4 protein-coding genes and 1 pseudogene are annotated in these 25,285 nt (G+C 63.5%); 3 read left to right on the top strand and 2 right to left on the bottom strand.

The window, feature by feature from the left end:
• The first annotated feature begins 51 nt into the window (after nucleotides 1–51).
• Both BST27_RS15950 and BST27_RS15945 read left to right on the top strand, forming a co-directional pair.
• Entirely contained in the window at nucleotides 52–9,531 is a 9,480-nt protein-coding gene (locus BST27_RS15950; protein WP_083148541.1) for a PPE family protein, read from the top strand.
• Nucleotides 9,532–9,589: 58 nt separating this feature from the next.
• The gene (locus tag BST27_RS15945; RefSeq protein ID WP_069422149.1) at nucleotides 9,590–10,147 is read left to right on the top strand and encodes a pentapeptide repeat-containing protein; all 558 of its coding nucleotides are present in this window, start codon (nucleotides 9,590–9,592) and stop codon (nucleotides 10,145–10,147) included.
• 283 nt (nucleotides 10,148–10,430) lie between these two features.
• On the opposite strand, the pseudogene BST27_RS35065 reads toward BST27_RS15945, so the two are convergent.
• Together BST27_RS35065 and BST27_RS15935 are read right to left on the bottom strand one after the other, a co-directional pair.
• Nucleotides 10,431–10,637 (bottom strand): annotated as a pseudogene (locus BST27_RS35065) (FHA domain-containing protein); the annotation flags it as partial.
• A gap of 69 nt (nucleotides 10,638–10,706) precedes the next feature.
• The gene (locus BST27_RS15935) at nucleotides 10,707–13,325 is read right to left on the bottom strand and encodes an FHA domain-containing protein (protein ID WP_069422153.1); all 2,619 of its coding nucleotides are present in this window, start codon (nucleotides 13,323–13,325) and stop codon (nucleotides 10,707–10,709) included.
• 727 nt (nucleotides 13,326–14,052) lie between these two features.
• Between BST27_RS15935 and BST27_RS15930 the strand changes: the two genes are divergently transcribed.
• Nucleotides 14,053–25,134 carry a PPE family protein gene (locus BST27_RS15930; RefSeq protein ID WP_083148537.1) on the top strand — a complete coding sequence of 3,694 codons (11,082 nt, stop codon included), beginning with the start codon at nucleotides 14,053–14,055 and terminating at the stop codon, nucleotides 25,132–25,134.
• Nucleotides 25,135–25,285: the final 151 nt, after the last annotated feature.

Below are 25,285 nucleotides of genomic sequence, written 5' to 3'. Positions count from 1 at the left end.
TGGCGAGCGGTTGATGGCCATGTCGAAGACGAACGCGGAATGGGAGGCAGCATGACTTTCCCCTTGCTGCCTCCCGAGATCAACTCGGCGCTCATCCACACCGGGGCGGGGCCTGAGCCGCTGTTTGCCGCCGCGGCGGCCTGGGATGAGCTGGCCGCCGAGCTCAGCTCGGCTGCGGAGTCATTCGGCTCGGTCACCTCGGGGTTGGCGGGTGGAGCCTGGCAGGGAGCCTCGGCGGTTGCGATGGCGAGCGCGGCCGCTCCGTATGCCGGATGGCTGAATGCGACCGCGGCCGCCGCGGCGGCCGCGGCCGGGCAGGCGCGGGTCGTGGCGGAGGTGTTCGGGGCGGCGTTGGCCGCGACGGTGGATCCCTTGCTGATCGCGGCCAACCGTTCGCAGCTGGTATCGCTGGTGCTGTCGAATCTGTTTGGCCAGAACACTCCGGCGATCGCGGCTGCGGAGTTCGACTACGAGCTGATGTGGGCCCAGGACGTCGCCGCGATGTTGGGCTATCACGCCGGCGCTTCGGCGGCCGTCGAGGCGTTGGCACCGTTTGCTCAGCCGTTTGCCATCGCCGGCGCGGCCGCTTCCGACCCGCTCAAGACACTCGTCGTCAATCTGGGCCTGGCCAACGTCGGCACCTTCAACGCCGGCCTCGGGAACATCGGCAGCTACAACGTCGGCAACGGCAACGTCGGTGGTTTGAACCTGGGCGGCGGCAACGTCGGCAACAACAACGTCGGGTGGGGCAACATCGGCCTGCGCAACGTCGGGTTCGGCAACTCGGGTCTGCCGGCAACTGCCGGGGGCTTGGGCAATTTCGGATTCGGCAACACCGGTGACGCCAACTACGGCTTCGGGAACCTCGGTATCGGCAACATCGGCTTTGGCAACACCGGCAACGGGAACATCGGCATCGGGTTGACCGGCAACAACCTGACCGGGATCGGTGGGCTCAATTCCGGTAGCGACAACATCGGCTTGTTCAACTCCGGAACCAACAACGTCGGGTTCTTCAACTCCGGCACCGGCAACTTCGGCCTGTTCAATTCCGGTAGTTACAACAGCGGAATCGGCAACTCGGGCATCGGCAGCACGGGTCTGTTCAACGCGGGCGGATTCAGCGCGGGTATTGCCAACGCCGGTAACTACAACACCGGCAGCTTCAACACGGGCGCTTTCAACACGGGCAGCTTCAACCCGGGCAGCATCAATACGGGTTGGCTCAACACCGGTGACACGAACACCGGGCTGGCGAATTCCGGCAATGTCAACACCGGCGCGTTTCTGTCGGGTGACTACAGCAACGGTTTCTTGTTGCGGGGCGAATACCAGGGTTTGCTCGGACCCATATCGGGCGGAATCGGTTTGCTGGGCGACATCCCCATCAGCGTCGATGTCAACGGCGGCGTCGGCGCCATCACGATAGAGCCCATCCACCTGCTTCCCGAAATCCCGATCAACATCGACCACACCTTCTATCTGGGCCCGTTGGTCGTTCCGCCCATCCACATCCCGGCGATCTCGCTGGGTGGCGTCATACCGAACCTTTCGATCGGTCCAATCAAGATCGATCCGATACCCCTTTTGCCGGCCCAACACGCCGAATTCCTCCTGAACGCCGCGTGGCCGCAGTCGACGATAACAATTCCAGCGATCAGCCAGGTATCGCTTTCGCCCAACCCCGTGCCCACCACAATAATCGGCCCAATAACCATCAATATGGGCTTTTCGGTCCCGTTCACCTTTAGTTATTCCACGCCCGCGATTACGCTGTTGCCGAACGGCCTGAGCATTCCCGACACGCCACTTACGCTCAGCCTCGGTGCGGCGATAGGGACCGACGCATTCACCATTCCGGGATTTTCAATTCCCGAGCAGGCGCTGCCGATCACGTTCAATCTGATCGGCCGTATCGACTCGCTGAGCACCCCGCCGATAACGATCAGCAACATTCCCTTGAGCTTGCATGCCACCGGTAGCGGCGGCCCGATCAGCATGCCCGGGTTCACCACTCCGCTGGTGCCGGGCTACGGGAACACCACCACCACACCTTCGTCGGGATTCTTCAACAGCGGGGCCGGTGGATCTTCGGGCTTCTTCAACTCCGGCACGCACTTGTCGGGCTGGTTCAATCAAGCACCCCAAACCGCGCAGACACTGCTGGGGACGGCCTCGGGCTTCTTCAATTCCGGCCCGTTGGTGTCGGGAATCTTGGCGGGCGCGAACCTTGGCCTGAGTGGCCTCAGCGACGGCAACCTCGGCAGCGGCAACATCGGGTTGGGCAATGTCGGGGTGGGCAATATCGGGTTCGGGAACTCGGGTCTTTCGGTCGGCATCCCCGGCTTGGGCAATGTCGGATTCGGTAACGCCGGTGACGCCAACTACGGCTTCGGGAACTTCGGCGTGGGCAACATCGGCCTCGGCAACACCGGCAACGGGAATATCGGGATCGGGCTGACCGGAAACAACCTGACCGGGTTCGGCGACTTCAATTCCGGTAGCGGCAATATCGGGTTGTTCAACTCGGGCACCAACAATGTCGGGTTCTTCAACTCCGGCACCGGTAACTCTGGCTTGTTCAATTCGGGGAGCAACAACACCGGTATCGCCAATTCGGGTATCGGCAACATCGGTGTTCTAGCCACCGGCGCAAGCGCTGGACAGCTGCTCCCGCTCCCCACAATCGAGTTCCCGCAATACATTCCGCTCGGCGGAATTTCAGAAATCCCCATCAACCTCCACGTGATCGGCACCCTAGGTCCCATCCACGTCGAACCCATCCCCATCCCCGAGTTCAACGTGGAAATCACCGGAGCCTTCATCGGCGTGCGCGAATTCACCCTCCCACAGATCACGGTTCCCGCTGTCCCGGTTCACGTCACGGGATTCGTCGATCTGGAGGGCTTCAGCGTATCCGCGACACCGCTCATGTCAGACCTGAGCGTCAGTGCACAGTTCTTCGCGAACCCGTTTGCCCTACCGAGTCCGTTCCTCACGCTGGCCAACTACGGCCCGCCGCTAGGCCCGCCCGGAGCGAAATTCCCGCACGGACCGTTCTACCTGAGCATCAGCGACCTCAAGGTCAACGGACCCGTCATCGGCAGCGGTACCAACCCGGGGATCGCCGGCCCGATCAACGTCGGTTTCGATCTGACCACAACGCCGATGACCTTGTTCCCCAACGGATTCAGCATCGGTGACCAAAGGCTGGTGACCGTCAACTTGACCGGCGGTCTGGACGGCTTCACGTTGTTCCCGGGCGGCTTGAAGTTCCCGGAGAACCCGATTGTCAGCCTCACCGACTTCACTGCCGGCACGAGGGCATTCACCCTGTTCCCGCAGGGTTTCACAATCGACCCCATCCCGGTGGACCTGCAGGTCAGCATGGGTATCGGCCCCATACCTCTGCAATGGGGCTACTACCCGCCAACGCCGGCCAACGGCCCCATTCCGGCGATCCCCGGCGGTTTCGGCATCACCAGTGGGCTGTTCCCGTTCCACTTGGCCATGACCGGCGGCATCGGCCCTGTCAGCTTCCCGGCCACCACCGTCTTGGACGCGTTGACGCCACTGCTCACCGTCACGGGAAACCTCGAGGTCGGCCCCTTCACGATCCCGGAAATTCCCATCCCTGCCATCAATTTCGGTCTCAACGGCGTTGTCGACGTGGGACTCACCGCGCCCAAAACAGTTCTTCTTTCCGGCCTGGGAATGACGGGAAAGCTCGATATCCCGTCAATTCAGATTCAAGCCATTTCCACCCAGCCGTTCAAGATGTACATGGGGATCGGCGACACCCTGCTGCTGTTTGACTTCAGAGACGGCGTCGCGATGCAACCCGTGGTAATTCCATTGAGCGGTGAGACGTTCAGCATGCCGCCCCTCAGCATCGAGCTGCCGGTCATCAAGGAATCCATTCCGCTGAATCTGTCCTTCGGTTCGCCGGCGTCCATCGTGGAGAAGACGGTTCTCCATATGTCGGAGCTTCTTAACTTCTCCGTGGACATCAAAGAACCCGTGATCATTCCGGCGACCACCCTCCTGTTCGACAACAGCCCGATAATTCCGCTGAATTTCGACCTCACCACCGCTGTCGGCCCCCTCAACATCGGGATCATCGAGCTGCCGGGGTCTGACAGCGGCGGCACCACCGGCGGCCCGGCGTTTGATCCGTTCAGCGCTTTGAGTGCACTGCTATTGGGAGGTTTGAGCGCCCCGGGCGTGGGGCTGGGCATCTTGAGCCTGTTCGACGGGAGCATCGGAGACGCCCTGATCTCGGGCCTCGGTTCGGCCGTCGGGATCGTCGGCCCCAATTTGGGCCTGAGCGACCTGGGTGGCGGAAACGTCGGGCTCGGCAACATCGGCGACTTCAACCTGGGCGCCGCCAACGTCGGCAACTTCAACTTCGGCGGCGGCAACATCGGCGACAACAACTTCGGGTTGGGCAACCTCGGTTTGGGCAATGTCGGGATCGCCAACTCGGGTTCGGGTGCCGGTTCCTTCGGCATCAACAATTTCGGGTTCGCCAATATCGGCAGCGGCAACTACGGCCTGGCGAACATCGGCGTCGGCAACATCGGGTTCGCCAACACCGGCAGTGGGAACGTCGGCATCGGGTTGACCGGCGACAACCTGACCGGGTTCGGAGCCTTCAACACGGGCAGCGGCAACATCGGGTTGTTCAACTCGGGCACCGACAATGTCGGGTTCTTCAACTCCGGCACCGGCAACTTCGGCCTGTTCAACTCGGGCAGCTACAACACCGGCATCGGCAACTCGGGCATTGCCAGCACCGGCCTGTTCAACGCCGGCGGCTTCAACACCGGCCTGGCGAACCCGGGCAGCTACAACACGGGAAGCTTCAACGCGGGCAACGCCAACACCGGCGGCTTCAACCCCGGCAACACCAACACGGGCTGGTTGAACACCGGCGACACCAATACTGGGTTGGCCAACTCCGGCAACGTCAACACCGGACTGCTCATCTCGGGGAACTACAGCAACGGCGCTTTCTGGACGGGCGATTACCAGGGCTTGGCCGGCTTCTACTACGACATCGGCAACTTGGCTCCCGAAACATACCTCGTGTACATCCGCGAAACCCTGAACCTCGGACCCATCCACATCGACCCGATCCCCGTCGACATACCGCCGTTCTTGGACATCGACGAAACCTTCTACTTCGGTCCATTCACGCTGGATCCCATCACCATTGGCGCAATCCCGCTGGATATCCATAAGACGTTTGAGCTTGGCCCGTTCGTCATCTTGCCGCCCATGAACATTCCGGCGACCGTGATCCACGACGTCTCGACGTCACCGGGCGGCCCTTCCGCCATACCCCCGCTGACCGTTTCCGCCGTTCAGAATGTGTGGCTTTCCACCGTCGACTTCGCCAACGGCAACACCGTGCTCGGCCCATACCAGGGCGGCCTGTTCCCGTTCACCATCAAGTTCGGGGACTCTGGACCGTCATTCTCGGCGCTGAATCTGAGCATCCCGCCCATTGCGATTCCGGGGCTGACTATTCCTTCCCTGCCGCTGCGTCTCGATGTGACCGGCGGGATCCCGGCGATCACCCTGTTCCCCGACGGCCTCACCTTCCCGCAGATTCCGGTGCATGTCGACGCGTTCGCCGGAATCGCGCCTTTCACGATCTTCCCCGACGGATACACCATCGACCCCCTTCCGCTCGAGCTCAACATCGACCTCCTGCTCGGCCCCATGGCACTCTCGCCGATCCACATTCCGCCTGTCCCGGGGTTCGGAAACACGACCGCCACGCCGTCGTCGGGTTTCTTCAATTCCGGTGCCGGGGGAGTCTCCGGAATCGGCAACTTCGGCTCGAACTTGTCGGGTGGGTGGAACCAGGCCAGCCAGATCGCGCAAGGCACGGTTTCGGGTCTCTTCAACGCCGGCACGTTCGGATCGGGGTTGCTCAACTGGGGCTCGGGCGTGTCGGGCCTGTTCAACACGAGCGCGCTAGATGTCGCGACCTCGGCGGTGTTGTCGGGCTTCGGCAATGTCGGTGCCCAGCTGTCGGGTGTGTTGTCGGGCGACAGCGCACTCAACCCAGTCAGCCTGGTCTCGGCCGGGCTGGCCAACGTGGGGGCGAGCAATGTCGGCTTCGGCAACGTCGGCGGCTTCAACCTCGGCGCCGCCAACATCGGCGATTTCAACATCGGCGGCAGCAACATCGGCGACAACAACTTCGGATTCGGCAACCTCGGTTTGGGCAATGTCGGGATCGCCAACTCGGGTTCGGGTGCCGGTCCTTTCGGCATCAACAATTTTGGGTTCGCCAATATCGGCAGCGGCAACTACGGCCTGGCGAACATCGGCGTCGGTAACATCGGGTTCGCCAACACCGGCAGTGGGAATATCGGCATCGGGTTGACCGGCGACAACCTGACCGGGTTCGGAGCCTTCAACACGGGCAGCGGCAACATCGGGTTGTTCAACTCGGGCACCAACAATGTCGGGTTCTTCAACTCCGGCACCGGCAACTTCGGCCTGTTCAACTCGGGCAGCTACAACACCGGCATCGGCAACTCGGGCATCGTCAGCACCGGCCTGTTCAACGCCGGCGGCTTCAACACCGGCCTGGCCAACGCGGGCAGCTACAACACGGGCGGCTTCAACGCGGGCAACGCCAACACCGGCGGCTTCAACCCCGGCAACATCAACACGGGCTGGCTGAACACGGGCCACACCAACACCGGGCTGGCCAACTCCGGCAACGTCAACACCGGGGCCCTCATCTCCGGGAACTACAGCAACGGCCTGCTGTGGCGGGGTGAGTACGAGGGCCTGGGTGGTTTCGTGTTGGACCCCGTGGTGCTGCCCCAAACCGACTTCCTGCACCTGTACTTGTCCGGCGGGCTGGGCGACGTCGTCATCCCGGCCATCGATGTTCCCGCGATCCGCGCGGTATTCGACGCCGACGTCGCCGTCGGCAGCTTCACCATCCCGGAGATCCCGATTCCGCGCGTCGACCTGGACGCCATCACGGTCAGCGCCGGCCTCGGCCCGATCTCGCTCCCGCACCTGGCGATCCCGAAGATCCCCGTCACACTGAACTACTCGTTCGGCTCGCAACCCGGCGGACCCCTCAGCGTCGGTCCCCTTTCGGGCGGGTTCGAGGTACTTCCCGGCCAGCTTTTCACGCTGACGCTGGGTCCGGTGGTGATAGGTTCCAGCTCGTCGCAAGGGAACATCGCGGCTTTCCTGGCGAACCTGCCCTTCAGCACCCCCGTGGTCAACATCGACCGGATCCCGCTGCTGGCCTCCATCACCGGCCACTCCGAGCCCATCACCGTATTCCCGGGTGGTCTCACCATCCCAGCGATGAACCCGCTGAACATCGACGTGTCCGGTGGGACCGGCGCCTTCACCATCCCGGAGATCAAGGTCACCGGAATTCCTTGGTACCTCGAGGCGCACAGCACAATTGGCCCCGCCCGCATCGTCTTCGCCAACATCCCGGCGCTCCCGGGCATCTTGAATACGACGGGCACGCCGTCGTCGGGCTTCTTCAACGGTGGTCCCGGTGGAGTGTCGGGAATCTCGAACGTCGGGTCGAACGTTTCGGGCCTGCTCAACCAGGTCCCGGCGGGGTTGCAGGGGATGGCGTCGGGCTTCTTCAACGCCAGCAGCCTGGGATCGGGCTTGTTCAACATCGGCTCGGGACTATCGGGCCTGTTCAACACGAGCGCCGTGGATGCGGGGACCTCGGCGGTGATGTCAGGTGTCGGCAACTTCGGTGCCCAGTTGTCGGGAGTGCTTTCGGGCGCCAGCCTGGGGTTGGGCGATGTGGGAGCCGCCAACGCCGGGTTGGGCAATGTCGGCGGGTTCAACCTGGGCGTGGGCAACATCGGCGACTTCAACCTGGGCGCCGGCAATATCGGCGACAACAACTTCGGCTTCGGCAACCTCGGCTGGGGCAACATCGGCATCGCGAACTCCGGTTCGTTGCCGGGCCCGTCGGGCATGCCCAACATCGGCATCGCCAACGTCGGCCAGAGCAACTTCGGTATTGCCAATATCGGCGTGGGCAACATCGGGTTCGCGAACACCGGCACCGGGAACGTCGGAATCGGCTTGCACGGTGACAACCTGACCGGAATCGGAGCTCTCAATTCGGGTAGCGGCAATATCGGGCTATTCAATTCGGGTACCGGCAACATCGGGTTCTTCAACTCCGGTACCGGCAACTTCGGCCTGTTCAACTCGGGCAGCTACAACACCGGCATCGGCAATTCCGGAATCGCCAGCACCGGGGTGTTCAACTCCGGCGGGTTCAACACGGGCCTGGCCAATGCGGGCAACTACAACACCGGCGGGTTCAACGCCGGCGACAGCAACACCGGCGGCTTCAACACCGGCATCGCCAATACGGGCTGGTTGAACGCCGGCGACAGCAACACCGGACTGGCCAACTCGGGCAACGTCAACACCGGCATCCTGAACAGAGGCAACTACAGCAACGGCTTCTTCTGGTGGGGCGACTACCAGGGCGTGATCGGGTTCTCCTACGACGAAACCATCATTCCGAACTTCAACGTCGCGAATGTCCACGCGACCGGCTGGGCCGGGCCGATCCAGATTCCGTCGATCCACATTCCGGCGATCCCGCTGGACATCACCGCAACCGGCGCAATCGGTGGCTTCAGCATCCCGTCCATATCCATTTCGCCGATCACGGTCGCCATCAACCCGGTATTCGAAATCGGCCCCATCACCATTCAGGACATCGTCTTCCCGGGTCTGGGCCTCGACCCCGCAAGCAGCATCACCGTCGGCCCGATGTTCAGCTCCGGCTCCATCATCGACCAGTTCCCGATCAAGCTGCTGAATTTCATCGACGTCAACGTCGGTCCCATCCAGACGACGGGCAGCGAGATGCAGCCGTTCACGCTGTCCCTGAGTTCGCTCGGCATAACCACCCTGCTGCCGGAATTCGTCATCCCGGGTATCAGCATTCCCATGGAGCCGATACACATCGAGCTGCCGCTGTCCGTCACCATCGGACCCTTCGTCAGCCCAGAAATTCCGATACCCCTGTTCCCGCTGGGCCTCGCGCTGTCCAACGGCACCCCGCCCTTCAACTTCCCTCCGCCGATCACCATCGACCGCATCCCGGTGCTCCTCGACGTCGACGCCTTCGTCGGGCCGGTCAACGGCGGCTTCTTCATCCCGCTGGTCCCGGGCTTTGGAAACCACACCACTTTCCCGTCATCGGGCTTCTTCAACTTCGGTTACGGTGGCGGGCTGTCGGGCATTTCGAACTACGGAACGGGCGTTTCGGGCATCCTGAACCAGGCCGCGGCCCCGTTGCTGGGTGCCGTCTCCGGCATCTTCAACTACGGGACGCAGGTGTCCGGCCTGCTCGAGCAGGGTGCCGGCCTCTCCGGGCTGTACAACGGCAGCGTCCTCGACCTGGACCTCATCACGTCGGCCTTCACGTCCGGTGTGATGAACTTCGGCCGGCAGCTCTCCGGCCTCTTGTTCCAAGGCGCCGGGCCATAGCCCACCGGCCGGCCATGAGCCGCGGCCGACCTAGAGAGGGGGAGTTGAGCTGAACTCGTTGCACTGGGTCGACCGCGAATTCACCGGGCAGGATTTCCGAGACCTCCAGGACGGGGACCTCAGCCGGCTGCGCACCGAACGCGCGGTGTTCGACGAGTGCGATTTCAGCGGCGTCAACCTGGCCGAATCCGAGCACCGCGGGTCGGCGTTCCGCAACTGCACCTTCCGGCGGACAACGCTGTGGCACAGCACGTTTGCCCAGTGCAGCATGCTGGGCTCGGTGTTCGTGGAGTGCCGAATGCGGCCGGTCAGCTTCGAGGAAGTGGATTTCACCCTGGCGGTCCTGGGCGGCAATGACCTGCGCGGCGTCGACTTGACCGGGTGCCGGCTGCGGGAGGCCAGCCTGGTGCAGACCGACTTGCGCAAGGCCGTGCTGCGCGGCGCCGACCTCAGCGGCGCACGGACCACCGGCACCCGGCTGGAGGACGCCGACCTGCGCGGCGCCAAGGCGGACCCGTCGTTGTGGACCAGCGCCAAGTTGGCAGGAGCGCGCATCGACGTCCCGCAGGCACTCGCCTTCGCGCTGGCGCACGGGCTTCGGTTGGACGCGCAGTAGTGGTGGTGGGCATGCCGGGAACGGCGGCCGTGGTGTCCGGATCGTGCGGTCGCGGCGGAGGCCGGAATCGCGGCCGGGACGGGTGCTTGCGCGGTCGGGCGGGGGATTGCAGCGGCGGATCGTCCGACGGCGGAGTCACCGGAGTCGGGTCCGTCGGCGGCAACAGGCCAACGATGCCCTGGTGATGACCGACCTCGAAGGCGACCCGCGGTCCGTCGGGCCGGCCCAGGTTGACCGTCAGGCCATCGCGGATGTCGACCGAGCCCACTCGAATGCCGTCGACGAAAACTCCGCTCGAGGAGGAGTTGTCGATCGCGACCCAGCGGTCTTGATCGAAGCGCAGCAACAGGTGAGCGCGGGCGATGAGCGGGTGTGCGACGCGCACATCGGCGTGCACGTCACTGCCGACGACAACGTTGCTACCAGCGGCGAAGGCTCGCTGAACCTGGCCGGAGCGAACGGTCAGCACCGGATGGTGGCCCTGACTCATTACTCAAGTCTGCCCGCGCCGGGCGGGCAAGAAGGCGCATAACGAATTGGCGCCGTTAGGCACGCCAGGTCAGCGACGCTTCAGCCGGATCCTCCACCAGACGATGGCGCTGTACACGAGGCACAACACCCCGAGCATCGCCATGTCGAACAGCCACGCACTGGGCTTGTGATCCCAGTGCTGGTCCTTGGGGCTGGTCGGACCCGGCGTCAGGCGATGGACGTCGATGGTGGACGACGCCGCCGCGTACCCCCACCGGGCAGGCGTAGCCCACGACAGCTGGTCGAGCACGGTGCGGTTGGTCACCCAGATCATGCCTCCGGAAAACACCAGCTGCGACATGATGGCGGTGACCAGCAACGGCATGATCTGGTCCTGGGACTTGGCGATCGCCGACAGGGCCATGCCGAGCACCGCCGAGGCCACACAGGTCGCCGCGACGGTGACGAACAACTCGAAACTTACGTCCGGTAGGAGCACGGGGTCCGCGATGGGCGTCCCCCAGCCGACGACGGCGATGGTGGTGGCGACGGCGGCCTGCATGGTCGCGAAAGCGCAGAAAACCACGATCTTCGCGGCCATATAGGCGCCGGTGGACAAGCCGACCGCCTGCTCGCGTTTGAAGATGGGGCGTTCACCGACGAGATCGCGGATGGTCAGGGCGGTACCCATGAACACCGCGCCGACGTTGAGCATGACCAGGATCTGTCCCGGCTGGTTGGGGGCGCTGCTGTTCGGATCGGCCATGTCGAAACCGGTCTTGCCGCGGACCGTCAACGTCAGCACACCGATGAGGAACGGCAGCAACGCCAGGAACACGGTGTAGCCGCGGTCCGAGATGACCAGTCGCACCTGGCGGCGGGCCACGGTCGAGAACTGGCGGAGTCCGCTGGTATGTACCGGTTCGCCGAGGTCGGCCGCCGGGCTGGAGGGGGCCAGCCCCCTCGGGGGCTCCCGTTGTGCAAGGAAGCGGCGGTTCGCCTCGTCGGGGTCGGCGCCCACCTTGGTGAAGATGTCGGCCCAGTTCGTGGTGCCCATGGCCGCGCCGATGCCGTCGGGCGGCCCCAGGTACGCCGTCTTGCCGCCGGGGGCCAGCAGCAGGATCTGGTCGCACACGTCCAGGTAGGACACCGAGTGCGTGACCACCAGCACCACCCGACCCGCGTCGGCGAGCTGGCGCAGCATCATCATCACCTGGCGGTCCAGCGCGGGGTCCAGACCCGAGGTGGGTTCGTCCAAAATCAGCAACGACGGGCCGGTCAGCAGCTCGAGCGCCACCGAGGCGCGCTTGCGCTGCCCGCCCGAGAGCTTGTCCACCCGGGTGTCGGCGTGCTTGGTCAACTCGAGCTCTTCGAGGACCTGAGCCACCACCTGGGCCCGGTCGGCCTTGCTGGTGTCCGGCGGCAACCGCAGCTCGGCGGCATATCCGAGCGCCTGGTTGACGGTCAGTTGCCGGTGCACCACGTCGTCCTGGGGGACCATGCCGACCCTGCTGCGCAGCGACGCGTACTCGGCGTGAATGTCGTGGCCCTCGAAGGTGACATTGCCCGTAGTGGGGCTGGTGTAGCCGGCGATCAGCCGCGACAGCGTGGACTTGCCGGCGCCGGACCCGCCGATGATGGCGGTGAGGGTGCCGGGCCGGGCGGTCAGCGAGATGTGGTCGAGCAGCTGCTTGCCGCCCTCCACCGTGAACGTGACCGAATTGACCTCCAAACCGCCGGTGCGGGTGGCGGCTTCGGTGCGACGGACCAGCGTCCCCCGGGAGTAGACCAGGTCGACGTTGCCGATGGTGACCACGTCGCCCTCGCTGAGGATGGCGGACCCGACCCGGACACCGTTGACGAAGGTCCCGTTGACGCTCTGCTCGTCGCGAATTTCCGCACCCAACGGCGACATCGTCAACGTCGCGTGGTGGCGCGACGCCAGGACGTCCTGGATGACGATGTCGTTGTCGGTCGAGCGGCCGATGGTGACGGCGTTGGCGGGCCGCTCGTGTGACCCCGTCCGGGTGCGTAAGGCCTGGAACATCTTTGTCGCCAGGTTTGCCGACTGCGGTGGAGACGAGTGCGGCGGAATCCGTTGCGGTGCCGCCCGGGGTGGAGCCGCTCGGGGCGGAAAGTTGGTTGCCGACGACGTTGCCGGGACGGGCTGACCGGGTCCCCGTGGAGGCCCGCCACCCGGATATATCGGCGGCGCACCACCGGGATAGGGCGGCCCGCCCGGCTGGGGGCGCGCCGGAGGTGGGGGACCCCAGTTCGACCCGCGGGCCGGCGGGGGCGGCCCCGGCGGACCCGCCGGTACGCCGGCCTGGTCCCAGGGTGCTTCGGTATTGATGATCGGCATCGAATTGGTCTGAGGCGGGCGTCCGGCCAGGCCGACGTGTCGGCCGACCTCGAAGATCAGCAGGGGACCGTCTGGATTTCCGATGTTGACGGCTTGGCCGTCATGGATGTCGACCACGGGCACCCGACGGCCGTTGACGTACGTCCCGTTCAGTGAATTGTTGTCGATTGCCAGCCAACGACCCTGATCGAAGCGCAACAGCAGATGGGCACGGGAGATCAGTGGATGGGTGATTCGCATGTCGGCGCGCAGGTCGCGTCCGACGACTACGTCGTGGCCCGCCGCGAACGTGCGCTCCGACCCGTCGTACCGAACGGTCAGGGTTGGCGGGGCGGGTGAGGACATCGCCACAACTCTAGCTTTGTCTATATAGCGCACCAACTGCATCAACCGCGGGGTGGCGGTCGCGCCTGGCGTTGAGGCTGCGTCCTGGGCGGCAATGTGCGAGAAAACCACGCCCTCAGCGCAGAGTCAACAATCGCCGAGCGGCGGTGCTCCTTTCGTGAGCACTGTGCACTTTGCATAGATAGAGCGGAAATGCCTGGATAAATTGACCTAGGGCGGCCGGCATCGTGCGCGCACTATATGCATAGACGTCACCCGCCTTCACGCTGCCCAGAGGTATCGCAGTTCGGTCCGCCTTTAACGCGGCGCGCCCTATACCTCCGCGCCGGAGGGCCAAACCAGTCCCAGGCGCAAAGTGCGGAAGGTAGATTCATGTTCGTGGGAGGGCTGTCGAAACGCTTCGATGTCTGCCCCGACCAGCACGAAGATAAATGTAAGAGCGTCGTCGTGCCTATCGAGGCCGGTTACCGGCTTCGGCCTCGTCGACGTCCCGATCTTCGGCGCGACGCAGGGTGCTGCTTCGGGATTCCACAACTTCGGAACGCAGCTGTCCGGTGCGCGGCTATCGGGTTTGACCTTCGCGGTTCGGGCCTGTGACAACGCGTCTCGGGATGCGCTGTTCGTTGCGCATGCGCAATGAACTCTTACTTAAGAATTTCCTATTTCTCATGCGGCAGTGCCTCGTTGATGAGAGCATGTCGAACGCGCGCTGGGGTGGAGGTGGGTAATGGGCTTTCACGTATTGCCCCCGGAAATCAATTCCCTGTTGATGTACGGCGGTGCGGGTTCGGGGCCCATGTTGAGTGCGGCTGCGGCCTGGGACGGTTTGGCAGCTGAATTAGGTTCAGCGGCAGTGTCATTCAGCCGCGTCACGTCGGAGTTGGCCAGTGGGGCTTGGCAGGGTCCGGCGGCGGCGGCGATGACGGCCGCGGCCGTGCCATATGCCGGGTGGCTGGGTGCGGTGGCGGCGGCCGCCGAGGCGGCGGCGGGGCAGGCCCGGGTGGTGGCCGAAGTATTCGAAGCGGCGTTGACGGCGACGGTGAATCCCGTTGTGGTGGCGACCAACCGGTTCGAGTTGGCGTCGTTGGCGCTATCGAACATTCTCGGGCAGAACACCCCGGCGATCGCGGCGACCGAGGCCGCCTACGAGTCGATGTGGGCGCAGGATGTGGCCGCCATGGCGGCCTACCACGCCGGCGCCTCGGCGGCGGTATCGGCCCTGCCGGGCTTCGAAGAGGTGGGTGCCGTCCTGTCGGCTCTGGTGGGCGGCGCCACCGCGGCGACGGACGAATTGGCTGCCGTGCCCCGGCAACTCGTGCTCAATGCCGGGTTGGCCAACGTAGGCAACTACAACGTCGGTGGCGGCAATATCGGCTTGTTGAACTTCGGCGTGTCCAACATCGGTACCGGCAATGTGGGCAAGGCCAACATCGGCAACTGGAACTTCGGTTTCGCGAACATCGGCGACTTGAACCTGGGTTGGGGCAACGCCCCGCTGGGCTCGTTCAGCGGCGGGAATATCGGGTTCGGCAACACCGGTGCCAGCAACCTCGGGTTCGGCAACATGGGCCTGGGCAACATCGGATTTGGCAACACCGGCAACAACAATGTCGGGTTCGGGCTCACCGGCGACAACCAGTTCGGTTTTGGGGGCCTGAACTCGGGGACCGGCAACATCGGGTTGTTCAACTCGGGTACCGGCAACGTCGGGCTGTTCAATTCGGGGACCGGAAACTTCGGGTTGTTCAACTCGGGTAACAGCTACAACACCGGATTCGGCAACTCGGGCCACGCCAGCACTGGAATCTTCGTCTCCGGCAACTTCAGCACGGGTATCGACATTTCCGGTGACTACAACACCGGGTTGTTCAACTCCGGCAATGCCAACACCGGCTGGTTCAACACCGGCAACGTCAACACCGGCTGGTTCAACACCGGCAACATCAATACCGGGATCGGGAACTCCGGCAACGTCAACACCGGCTTCTTCATCAGGGGCAACTACAGCAACGGGTTCTTGTGGGCGGGTGATTACCAGGGCCTGATCGGGTTCGACGCCGGATCCTCCATACCGGTGATTCCGGTCAATATCGGTTTGTTCGGCGCGGTCGGTCCCATCACCCTGCTGCCCATCCAGATCCTTCCCACCATCCCGCTGAACATCCACCACACCTTCAATCTGGGTCCGCTGCATGTTCCCGACATCGTTATTCCCGCGTTCGGCGGCGGCACCGGCATACCCATCGACATCGGCCCGATCACCATCTCGCCGATCACCCTGTTCCAGGCGCAGCATTTCAACACCGAATTCCCGATCGGCCCCTTGTTCGCCCTCGGCGTGGTGAACATTTCCGAGATCCAAATCGTCGATCCGCAAGGCGCGGTGACCCAATTCGGGCCCATCGCCATCGACACACGCATTTCGCAGACATCGTTGCGAATCGACTGGAATACTCCCGCTATCACGCTCTTCCCGAATGGGATCAGCATTCCCAACAATCCGCTGTCGCTGCTTGCCCGCGCGTCGATCGGTACCCCGGGCTTCACCATTCCTGGCTTCAGTCTCCCGATCGAACCGCTGCCGCTCACCATCGACATCGACGGCCAAATTGATGGCTTCAGAACACCGCCCATCACTATCGACGCCCTGCCCGTCAATATCGGGATCAAATTCAACATCGGTCCCATCCCGATTCATGGGCTGCATATCCCGGCAACGCCGGGCTACGGGAACACCACCACCAACCCGTCCTCGGGCTTCTTCAACAGCGGCGAAGGGGGCGTCTCGGGCTTCGGGAACTTCGGCCAGGGCGTCTCGGGCTGGTGGAACCAGGCGAGCGCCGCGGTGGCCGGGACCAGCTCCGGGCTGGCCAACTTCGGCTCGTTGCAGTCCGGGTTCCTGAATTTCGGCTCTGGCGTATCGGGTCTCTACAACACCGCCGCCGTCGGGGCGCCCGCATTGGTCTCGGGATTCGGCAACATCGGCGAGCGGGTGGCGGGACTGTTGTCGTCGGGCGATGGGCTCAACCAACAGTTGGTCGCCAACATCGGCTTGGCGGACGTGGGCAAATTCAACGTCGGACTCGGTAATCTCGGAGACCTCAACCTTGGTGCCGCCAACCTGGGCATGCAGAATCTCGGTTTCGGCAATGTCGGTGACGGCAACATCGGGTTCGGCAATATCGGCAACGGCAACCTCGGATTCGCCAACCAGGGCAACAACAACTTCGGTATCGGCCTCGTCGGCGACAACCAGACCGGCATCGGCGGGCTGGCCGCTGGGCTAGGTTCCGGCCTCAATGCCGGCCAAGGCAACATCGGGTTGTTCAACTCGGGCGACAACAACATCGGGTTCTTCAACTCGGGCAACGGGAATTTCGGATTCTTCAACTCCGGTGATTACAACACCGGCATCGGTAACGCCGGTATGGCCAATACCGGGTTGTTCAACGTCGGCAATTTCAACACCGGACTGGCCAATCCCGGCCACTACAACAGCGGCAGCTTCAACATCGGCAGCTACAACACCGGCGAATTCAACCCGGGCAGCATCAACACCGGCTGGTTGAACACCGGCAATTCGAACACCGGTATCGCGAACTCGGGCAACTTCGACACCGGCGCCTTCATCACCGGCAACTACAACAACGGCATCCTGTGGCGCGGCAACTACGAAGGCCTGGTCGGCGCCTACTACGCGGTCACGGCCGACCGCTTCCCGGTGACCATGCACGCCATCGCCGGTGTCGGCCCGCTACACATAGATCCCGTTCCGATTCCGGCGCTGCACTTCTCGATCACCAACGCGGCAGTCGGACTGGGACCGTTCACCCTTCCCGAAATCCACATCCCGAAGATCCCGATCGACGTCCTGGGATCCGTAACCCTTGCGGCCAACACCATCGCGCCGATCACCGCCCTGAACCCGATCAGTGCTGGGGTCGGTCTCCTGGTCGGTTCCTTCCAGTTCAACAACCCGTTCATCAGCATCGACCATTTCGGCAATCCAAATCCGCCGATCATCGGCTTCTACTTGTCCGACCTGTCGATCACCGGACCCAGACTCAGCGGGTTCAACATCGGGGACCCGATCCCGCTGATGCTCTCGGTGCAGTCCACAGTGGTGACGCTCCTCCCGAACGGTTGGAACATCCCCGATCAGGTTCCGGTAACCCTCGCCCTGTCCGGCGGCAACGACGCGTTCACGATCTTTCCGGGCGGCCTCACATTCCCCAAGGCCTTCGCGGGGGTCTCCAACCTGTCGGGCGGACTCGACGCGTTCACCCTGCTGCCCAACGGCTTCACCATCAACACCGTCCCGGCCATCGTCGACGGCCATGCCATGGTCGGCGAGATCCGGATGTCGGTCATCAACATCCCGGCGGTCCCGGGTTTCGGGAACACGACGACCACCCCGTCGTCCGGTTTCTTCAACAGCGGCGCCGGCGGGGGATCGGGCTTCGGGAACTTCGGCGCCGGCGTGTCGGGTTGGTGGAACCAGGCGCACGACATGTTGGCGGGCGCGGGGTCGGGCGTCGGCAACTTCGGTTCCCTGCACTCGGGTTTGCTGAACTTCGGTTCGGGGGTCTCGGGTGTGTACAACGCCAGCACCCTCGCGGCCGGCACATCGGCGGTGCTCTCCGGCGCCGGCAACGTCGGTCAGCAGCTGTCCGGGCTACTGGCTGCCGGTACCGCACTGAATCCCGGAAGCAGCATCACCAACCTCGGGTTGGCCGATCTGGGTGTCTTCAACCTCGGTCTCGGCAACGTCGGGGACTTCAACCTGGGTGCGGCCAACGTCGGCTGGCAGAACCTGGGATTCGGCAATATCGGCAACGGCAACTTCGGATTCGCCAATATCGGCGACAGCAATTTCGGGTTCGGCAATTCGGGTCTGTCGGCGGGCTTGGCCGGCATCGCCAATATCGGGTTCGGCAATGCCGGCAGCAACAACATTGGCTTCGCCAACCTGGGTGTGGGCAACATCGGGTTCGGCAACACGGGCAACAACAACTTCGGCATCGGCCTCACCGGCGACAACCAGTCGGGTATCGGCGGGCTGAACTCCGGCGCCGGCAACTTCGGTCTGTTCAACTCCGGCACCAACAACGTCGGATTTTTCAACACGGGCAACGGGAACTGGGGGCTGTTCAACTCCGGCAGCTACAACACCGGTATCGGTAACTCCGGCACGGCAAGTACCGGGTTGTTCAACGCCGGCAATTTCAACACCGGTTTGTTCAACCCCGGCCACTACAACAGCGGCAGCTTCAACGCGGGGAACACCAACACCGGCGATTTCAACCCCGGCAACATCAACACCGGTTGGTTCAACACCGGCCACTCCAACACCGGGATGTTCAACTCGGGCACCCTGAACACCGGCATCTTGATGACGGGCAATGCCAGCAACGGCTGGTTCTGGCGCGGCAATTTCGAGGGACTGGTCGGTGCGCACTACGGCATGACGATCGAGGAGTTCCCCCTCCACATCACCACCACCGGCGGATTCGGACCGATCGTCATCCCGGACATCGAGCTGCTGCCGCCACTGCACCTAGGCATCTCCGGTGGCGCGAACTACGGGTTCACCGTGCCCGACATCCCGATCCCGGCGATCCACATCGGCATCACCGGCGGCGCCAACGTCGGCTTCCAAGCCCCAGCCACCACGCTGATGTCCGCAGTGGACCTCCAAGGAGGCTTCCGGTTCGGCCCGCTCACGATTTCGGACCTGCAGCTCAATCCGTTCAATGTGGTGCTGACCTTGCCCTTCCTGCACGACATTGATCCGAATATCTTCCCCGATCCCAAGATTTCGCTGCGGATCAACGTCCCGATACCGTTCCATTCGGCGACCGCATTGGGCTTTTTCTTTCCGTTGTCGGAGCAGATCGAGCCCATCACACTGGATGCGATCGCCTTCAGTGAGTTCATACCGATCGACATTCCGCCCATTGACATCCCGGCGTCGATTGTCGAGGGGCTATCGATGGCCGGTTCGTTGCCCATAGATTTCTCCCTGGATATCCCGGCGGTCACCATCCCGGGGATGACGATCCCCGCAATTCCGCTGGACTTCGACATCATCGCCAATGTCGGACCCTTCGATATTTCGATAATCGACGTTCCGAAGGTTCCGGGTTTCGGAAACACGACCGAACTCGTGTCGTCGGGCTTCTTCAACGCCGGTGTTGGCGGCGGATCGGGCCTTCAGAACGCCGGCGCGGGCATTTCGGGCATCTTCAATTTCGGGTACGAGGCGATGAAGGGCGGACTGTCCGGTTTCGGCAACGCCGGCAGCCTGGCGTCCGGGATGTTGAACTCCGGCGTCGACATCTCCGGCTGGTTCAACGTGAGCACGGTCGGCAGAGACACTTCGGCGTTCATCTCCGGCATCAGCAACCTCGGGCACAACGTCTCCGGGATGTCGTACCAAGGATTGCTCGCGATGTTGACCCACCCTCAGGACTCAGGGTCTGGCGAGCCAAACCTGATCGACTTGGCCCTCGCCGAGTTGCGACACATGCGCGTCCTCAACTTCCTCGACCTGGGAAACATCGGCGGCTACAACTTCGGCTTCGGCAACACCGGCGACTACAACTTCGGCGCGGGCAACGTCGGAAACCTGAACCTCGGCGGCGGCAACATCGGCCTGCAGAACCTGGGCTTCGGCAACATCGGCGACGGCAACTTCGGCTTCGGCAACCTCGGCGACAGCAATATCGGGTTCGGCAATTCCGGTCTCGCCACGGGTTTGGGCGGTCTTGGCAACATCGGCTTCGGCAATGCCGGCAGCAACAACTTCGGCTTCGCCAACCTGGGCGTGGGCAACATCGGCTTCGCCAACACCGGCAACAACAACGTCGGCATCGGGCTCACCGGCGACAACCAGTCGGGCTTCGGCGGCCTGAACTCCGGGCAGGGCAACCTTGGCCTGTTCAACTCCGGCACCAACAACATCGGCTTCTTCAACACCGGCAACGGGAACTGGGGGTTGTTCAACTCCGGTAACTACAACACCGGAATCGGTAACTCGGGAATCGCCAGTACCGGGTTCTTCAACGCCGGGAATTTCAACAGCGGGCTGGCCAACGCCGGTCACTACAACACGGGCAGCTTCAACGCCGGCAACACCAACAGCGGCGACTTCAACGCCGGCAACGTCAACAGCGGGTGGTTCAACACCGGGCACACCAACACCGGCCTGTTCAACACGGGCAATGTCAACACCGGCGCCTTCAATTCCGGCAACTTCAACAACGGGATGTTGTGGACGGGCGAGTACCACGGCCTGCTGCACTTCGAATACCGCATCGAAATTTCCGGCAGCACGGTCCTGGACCTCAACGAGGCGTTCAACTTCGGGCCGGTCACCATCCCGCAGATCGACATCCCCGGAATGTCGCTGTTCGACATCAGCGAACTGATCAATATCGGCCCGTTCAACATTCCCGAAATCCACGTTCCCGCATTAGACCTGGATATTCACGAGGTCATCGAGATCCCGCCGATCGTCTTCCTGCCCAGCATGCAGATCGGCGGCCAGACGTACACGATTTCGCTCGACACCCCGGCCGCGCCCGCTCCGCCGCCCTTCCGGCTGCCGCTGCTCATTGTTGAGGCGCTCGGGGATACCTGGATCGTCGGCGCGACCAATTCAACGGGTTTCGATGGTCTTGGCTTCGTCACCCCGCCGACGCAGGGCATCCTCATCCATTCCGGCCCCACCTTCGGCAGCACGGGCAGTCTCGAACTGCACTTCCCGAGCATGACGATTCCGACGATCCAGACGTCGCCCGTACCGCTACGTATCGATATCACCGGCGGTCTGCCGGCTTTCACGCTCTTCCCCGGTGGCCTGTCGATTCCGCAGGACGCGATCCCGCTGAACATCGAGGCGTTCGGCAGGCTCGATCCGATCACCATTTTCCCGGGCGGCTTGACCATCGACCCGCTGCCGCTGACCGTCCTACTCAACATCACGGTGCCGGACAGCAGCGTCCCGATCATCAGCATTCCGCCGGCGCCGGGTTTTGGGAACATGACCAGCTCCCCGTCGTCGGGCTTCTTCAACAGCGGCGCCGGTGGGGTCTCGGGCATCGGAAACTTTGGCGCGGGCCTGTCGGGTGGCTGGAATCAGGCCTACACCGCGTTGGTGGGCGGGACCTCGGGCGTTGCCAACTTCGGCTCGCTGCAGTCGGGCCTGCTCAACGTCGGCTCGGGCCTGTCAGGGTTCTACAACACCAGCGTGCTGCCGCTAGGCACGCAGGCGTTGGTGTCGGGTATCGGCAACTTCGGCGAGCGGCTGTCCGGCCTGCTGGCCGCGGGCAACGGCGTGAACCAAGCGCTGGTCGCCAACATCGGGTTGGCCGACGTCGGCAACTTCAACCTCGGCTTCGGCAACGTCGGGAACTTCAACCTGGGCGCGGCCAACGTCGGTGGGCAGAACCTCGGCTTCGGCAACTTCGGCGACGTCAACATCGGCTTGGCCAATATCGGCGGCGGCAACATCGGGTTCGCCAACGCGGGCGACAACAACTTCGGATTCGGCAACCTGGGCCTGGGCAACATCGGTCTCGGCAACTCCGGCAACAACAACGTCGGTATCGGGCTCAAGGGCGACAACCAGTTCGGTATCGGCGGTTTGAACTCCGGCTTCAACACCGGTGAGGGCAATATCGGGTTGTTCAACTCCGGTACCGGCAATGTCGGGTTCTTCAACTCCGGCACCGGCAACTGGGGATTGTTCAACTCGGGCAGCTACAACACCGGCATCGGCAACTCCGGTATCGCCAGCTCCGGGTTCTTCAACGCCGGCAACTTCAACACCGGGCTGGCCAACACAGGCCACTACAACACCGGCAGCTTCAACGCCGGCGACACCAACTCTGGCGACTTCAACCCCGGCAACATCAACACCGGCTGGTTCAACACCGGCCACTCCAACACCGGCATCGCCAACTCGGGCAACGTCGACACCGGCGCCTTCATGTCCGGCAACTACAGCAACGGCATCCTTTGGCGGGGCAACTACGAGGGACTGTTCAGCGCCTTCTACAACTACCCGGCGCCCAGGATCGAAATCCTGGAGCTGCACGGAAACGTCGCCTTCGGGCCCGTCATCATTCCGCCCATCCCGATACCGACGGTGCATATGCACTTTGGCGGCAATGTCGCGATGGGCGCGTTCACAATTCCGCAGATCGACATCCCCGCCCTGCACCCGAACGTTCTGGGCAGCGTCGGTTTCGGGCCCGTCGAGATCCCTTCCGTGCACATTCCATCCATCACCGCGTTTACAGCGATCCTCAATCAGGCGGTGACGATCGGGTCTACGACACAGATCGAGCCGTTCCTGTTCTGGACGTCAAGCGGCCTCATCGGTCCGACTTTCTACGCAGTGGGGCAGAGCTACAGCTTCGGCAATGTCTTTCCGTCGGGCAACATCACCTCGGGCATCCCGAATCTCAGCACCAGCGGACCCCTGCACGCCGTGTTCAAGCTGGCCACCGACCAGGGTTTCGACACGCCGGCGTTGCACATCGGCCAGATTCCGTTGGGCTTCCACGTGCCGGGCACCCTCGACGCAATCACCATCTTCCCGGGCGGTCTGCACTTCTCGGCGGCCTCGCTGCTGAATCTGAACATCTCCGCCTTCGCCGGAGGCGTCGACATCCCAGCGATCACGTTCCCGCAGATCCCGGCGAGCGCCGACGGCTCCCTGTACTTCATCGGCGGCAACATCCCGTTCGTCAACGTGCCCCCGACACCGGGTATCGGCAACACGACGACGCTGCCCTCGTCGGGGTTCTTCAACCTCGGCGAAGGTGGGGGGTCGGGCTTCGGCAACTTTGGCTCGAACGTTTCGGGCTTGTGGAACCAGGCGCACACCGCCATGGCGGGGGCGGGGTCTGGCGTCGCCAACGTGGGCTCGCTGTTCTCCGGCATGCTCAACGTGGGCAGCGGTCTTTCCGGGTTCTACAACACCAGCACCCTGCCGCTGGACACGTCGGCGCTGGTCTCGGGCATCGGCAACTTCGGCGACCACCTGTCGGGGCTGTTGGCGGCCAACGCCGGCCAGAACCCGATCACCATCGTCAACCTCGGACTTGCCGACGTCGGCAACGGCAACATCGGACTTGGCAACGTCGGAAACCTGAACCTGGGCGCGGGCAACGTCGGCGATCTGAACCTGGGCCTCGGGAACCTGGGCAGCCGCAACTTCGGGTTCGGCAATGTCGGTGACCTCAACGTCGGGTTCGGCAACGCGGCTCTGGGCGCGGTGCTGGGCGGCAACGTCGGGTTCGGCAACGCGGGTGCCGGCAACTTCGGCCTGGCGAACCTGGGCGTTGGCAACATTGGTTTCGCCAATACCGGCAACAACAACTTCGGCATTGGCCTGGTGGGCGACAACCTGACTGGATTCGGTGGCTTCAATTCCGGTGAGGGCAACCTTGGCCTGTTCAACTCCGGCACCGGCAACATCGGGTTCTTCAACAGCGGGACCGGTAACTTCGGGTTGTTCAACTCCGGCAGCTACAACACCGGCATCGGCAACTCCGGCATGGCCAGCACCGGGTTGTTCAACGTGGGCAACTTCAACACCGGTCTGGCGAACGTCGGACACGCCAACACCGGCACCGCAAACGCAGGCAGCTACAACACCGGCGGCTTCAACCCGGGCAGCATCAACACCGGTTGGGTCAACACCGGTAACTCCAACACCGGTTTCGCCAACGCCGGCAACGTCGACACCGGCGCCTATATCACCGGCAACTACAGCAACGGCTTCCTGTGGCGGGGGAACTTCCAGGGGCTGAACGGGTTCGCCTACGGATACACCGTCCCGTTGTTCTCCGCGCTCGGTGCTGATGTGCACGCCGGTGTCGGGCCCATCACCGTGATCCCGCCGATCCACATCCCGGCAATCCCACTGGGATTCACCGCGATTGGCGACATCGGTCCGGTGAACATTCCGTCGATTCCCGTCCCGTCCATCCACCTGAGCCTCAACCCGACCTTTGACGTCGGCACGATCACCGTCGCGCCCTTCAGCTTCACCGTTCCGGGCGTGAACTTGGAAGCCGCCATCTCGGATCTCAACCTGAGATCCGGGAGCAGCTCGGGCTTCCAGGTCAAGGCCAGCTACGTTCCGTTCTCCGTCGGTTCCGACTTCGACCCGGGCGGCGGGGTATCGGTGTTGAAGGCTTTCACCGTTGGACCAATCGTCTTGGGCGCCACGACGTTCCACATTCCGGGATTCACCATTCCCGTCGATCCCATCCATATCGGCCTGCCGTTGTCGCTGACCATCCCTGGGTTCGACATCCCTGCAGGTGGCCTGCCGCGATTGCCGCTGGGCCTCGCGTTGACCGATGGCACGCCGTTCTTCGACATCCCGACGGCCGTCATCGACCGCATTCTGATCGAATTGCACGCCACCAGCACCATCGGCCCGATCGATGTGCCCGTCTTCGGCACCGGCGGGAGCCCGGGTTTCTGGAACTCGTCCACGACGCCGTCATCGGGCTTCTTCAACAGCGGCGGTGGCGGCAACTCGGGCTTCTTCAACGACGGGGCCAGCCTGTCCGGCTGGTACAACGCGATGTCGGAGGCCTCGAACGGATGGGCGTCGGGCTTCTACAACTTCGGCACCCAGCTGTCTGGATTGCTGAACCGCGGCGCCGGCATGTCGGGTCTGATCAACACCACCACGCTGGACCTGGTCACCGCGGCCTTCACCTCCGGCTTCATGAATGTTGGCGAGCACCTCTCCGGCCTGATTTTCAAGGGCGTCGGGCCGTAGTGGTGGCGGCGCCGCGAGTCGCTGGGCCGCGTGTCGCTGGGCCGCGAGTGTGGGGGATATGTACCTGCGCGGGCTGCGGTTTCAAGCCATCGATGCAACACCTCTTTGAGTGAGGAGTGTTGTGATGCCCCATCGTGCGATTCAGCCTTCG

It is taken from the genome of Mycobacterium intermedium (assembly GCF_002086275.1).
Lineage (GTDB): Bacteria > Actinomycetota > Actinomycetes > Mycobacteriales > Mycobacteriaceae > Mycobacterium > Mycobacterium intermedium.
Note: the sequence above shows the minus strand (reverse complement) of the source record. Positions and strands in the feature narration are given on the sequence as shown.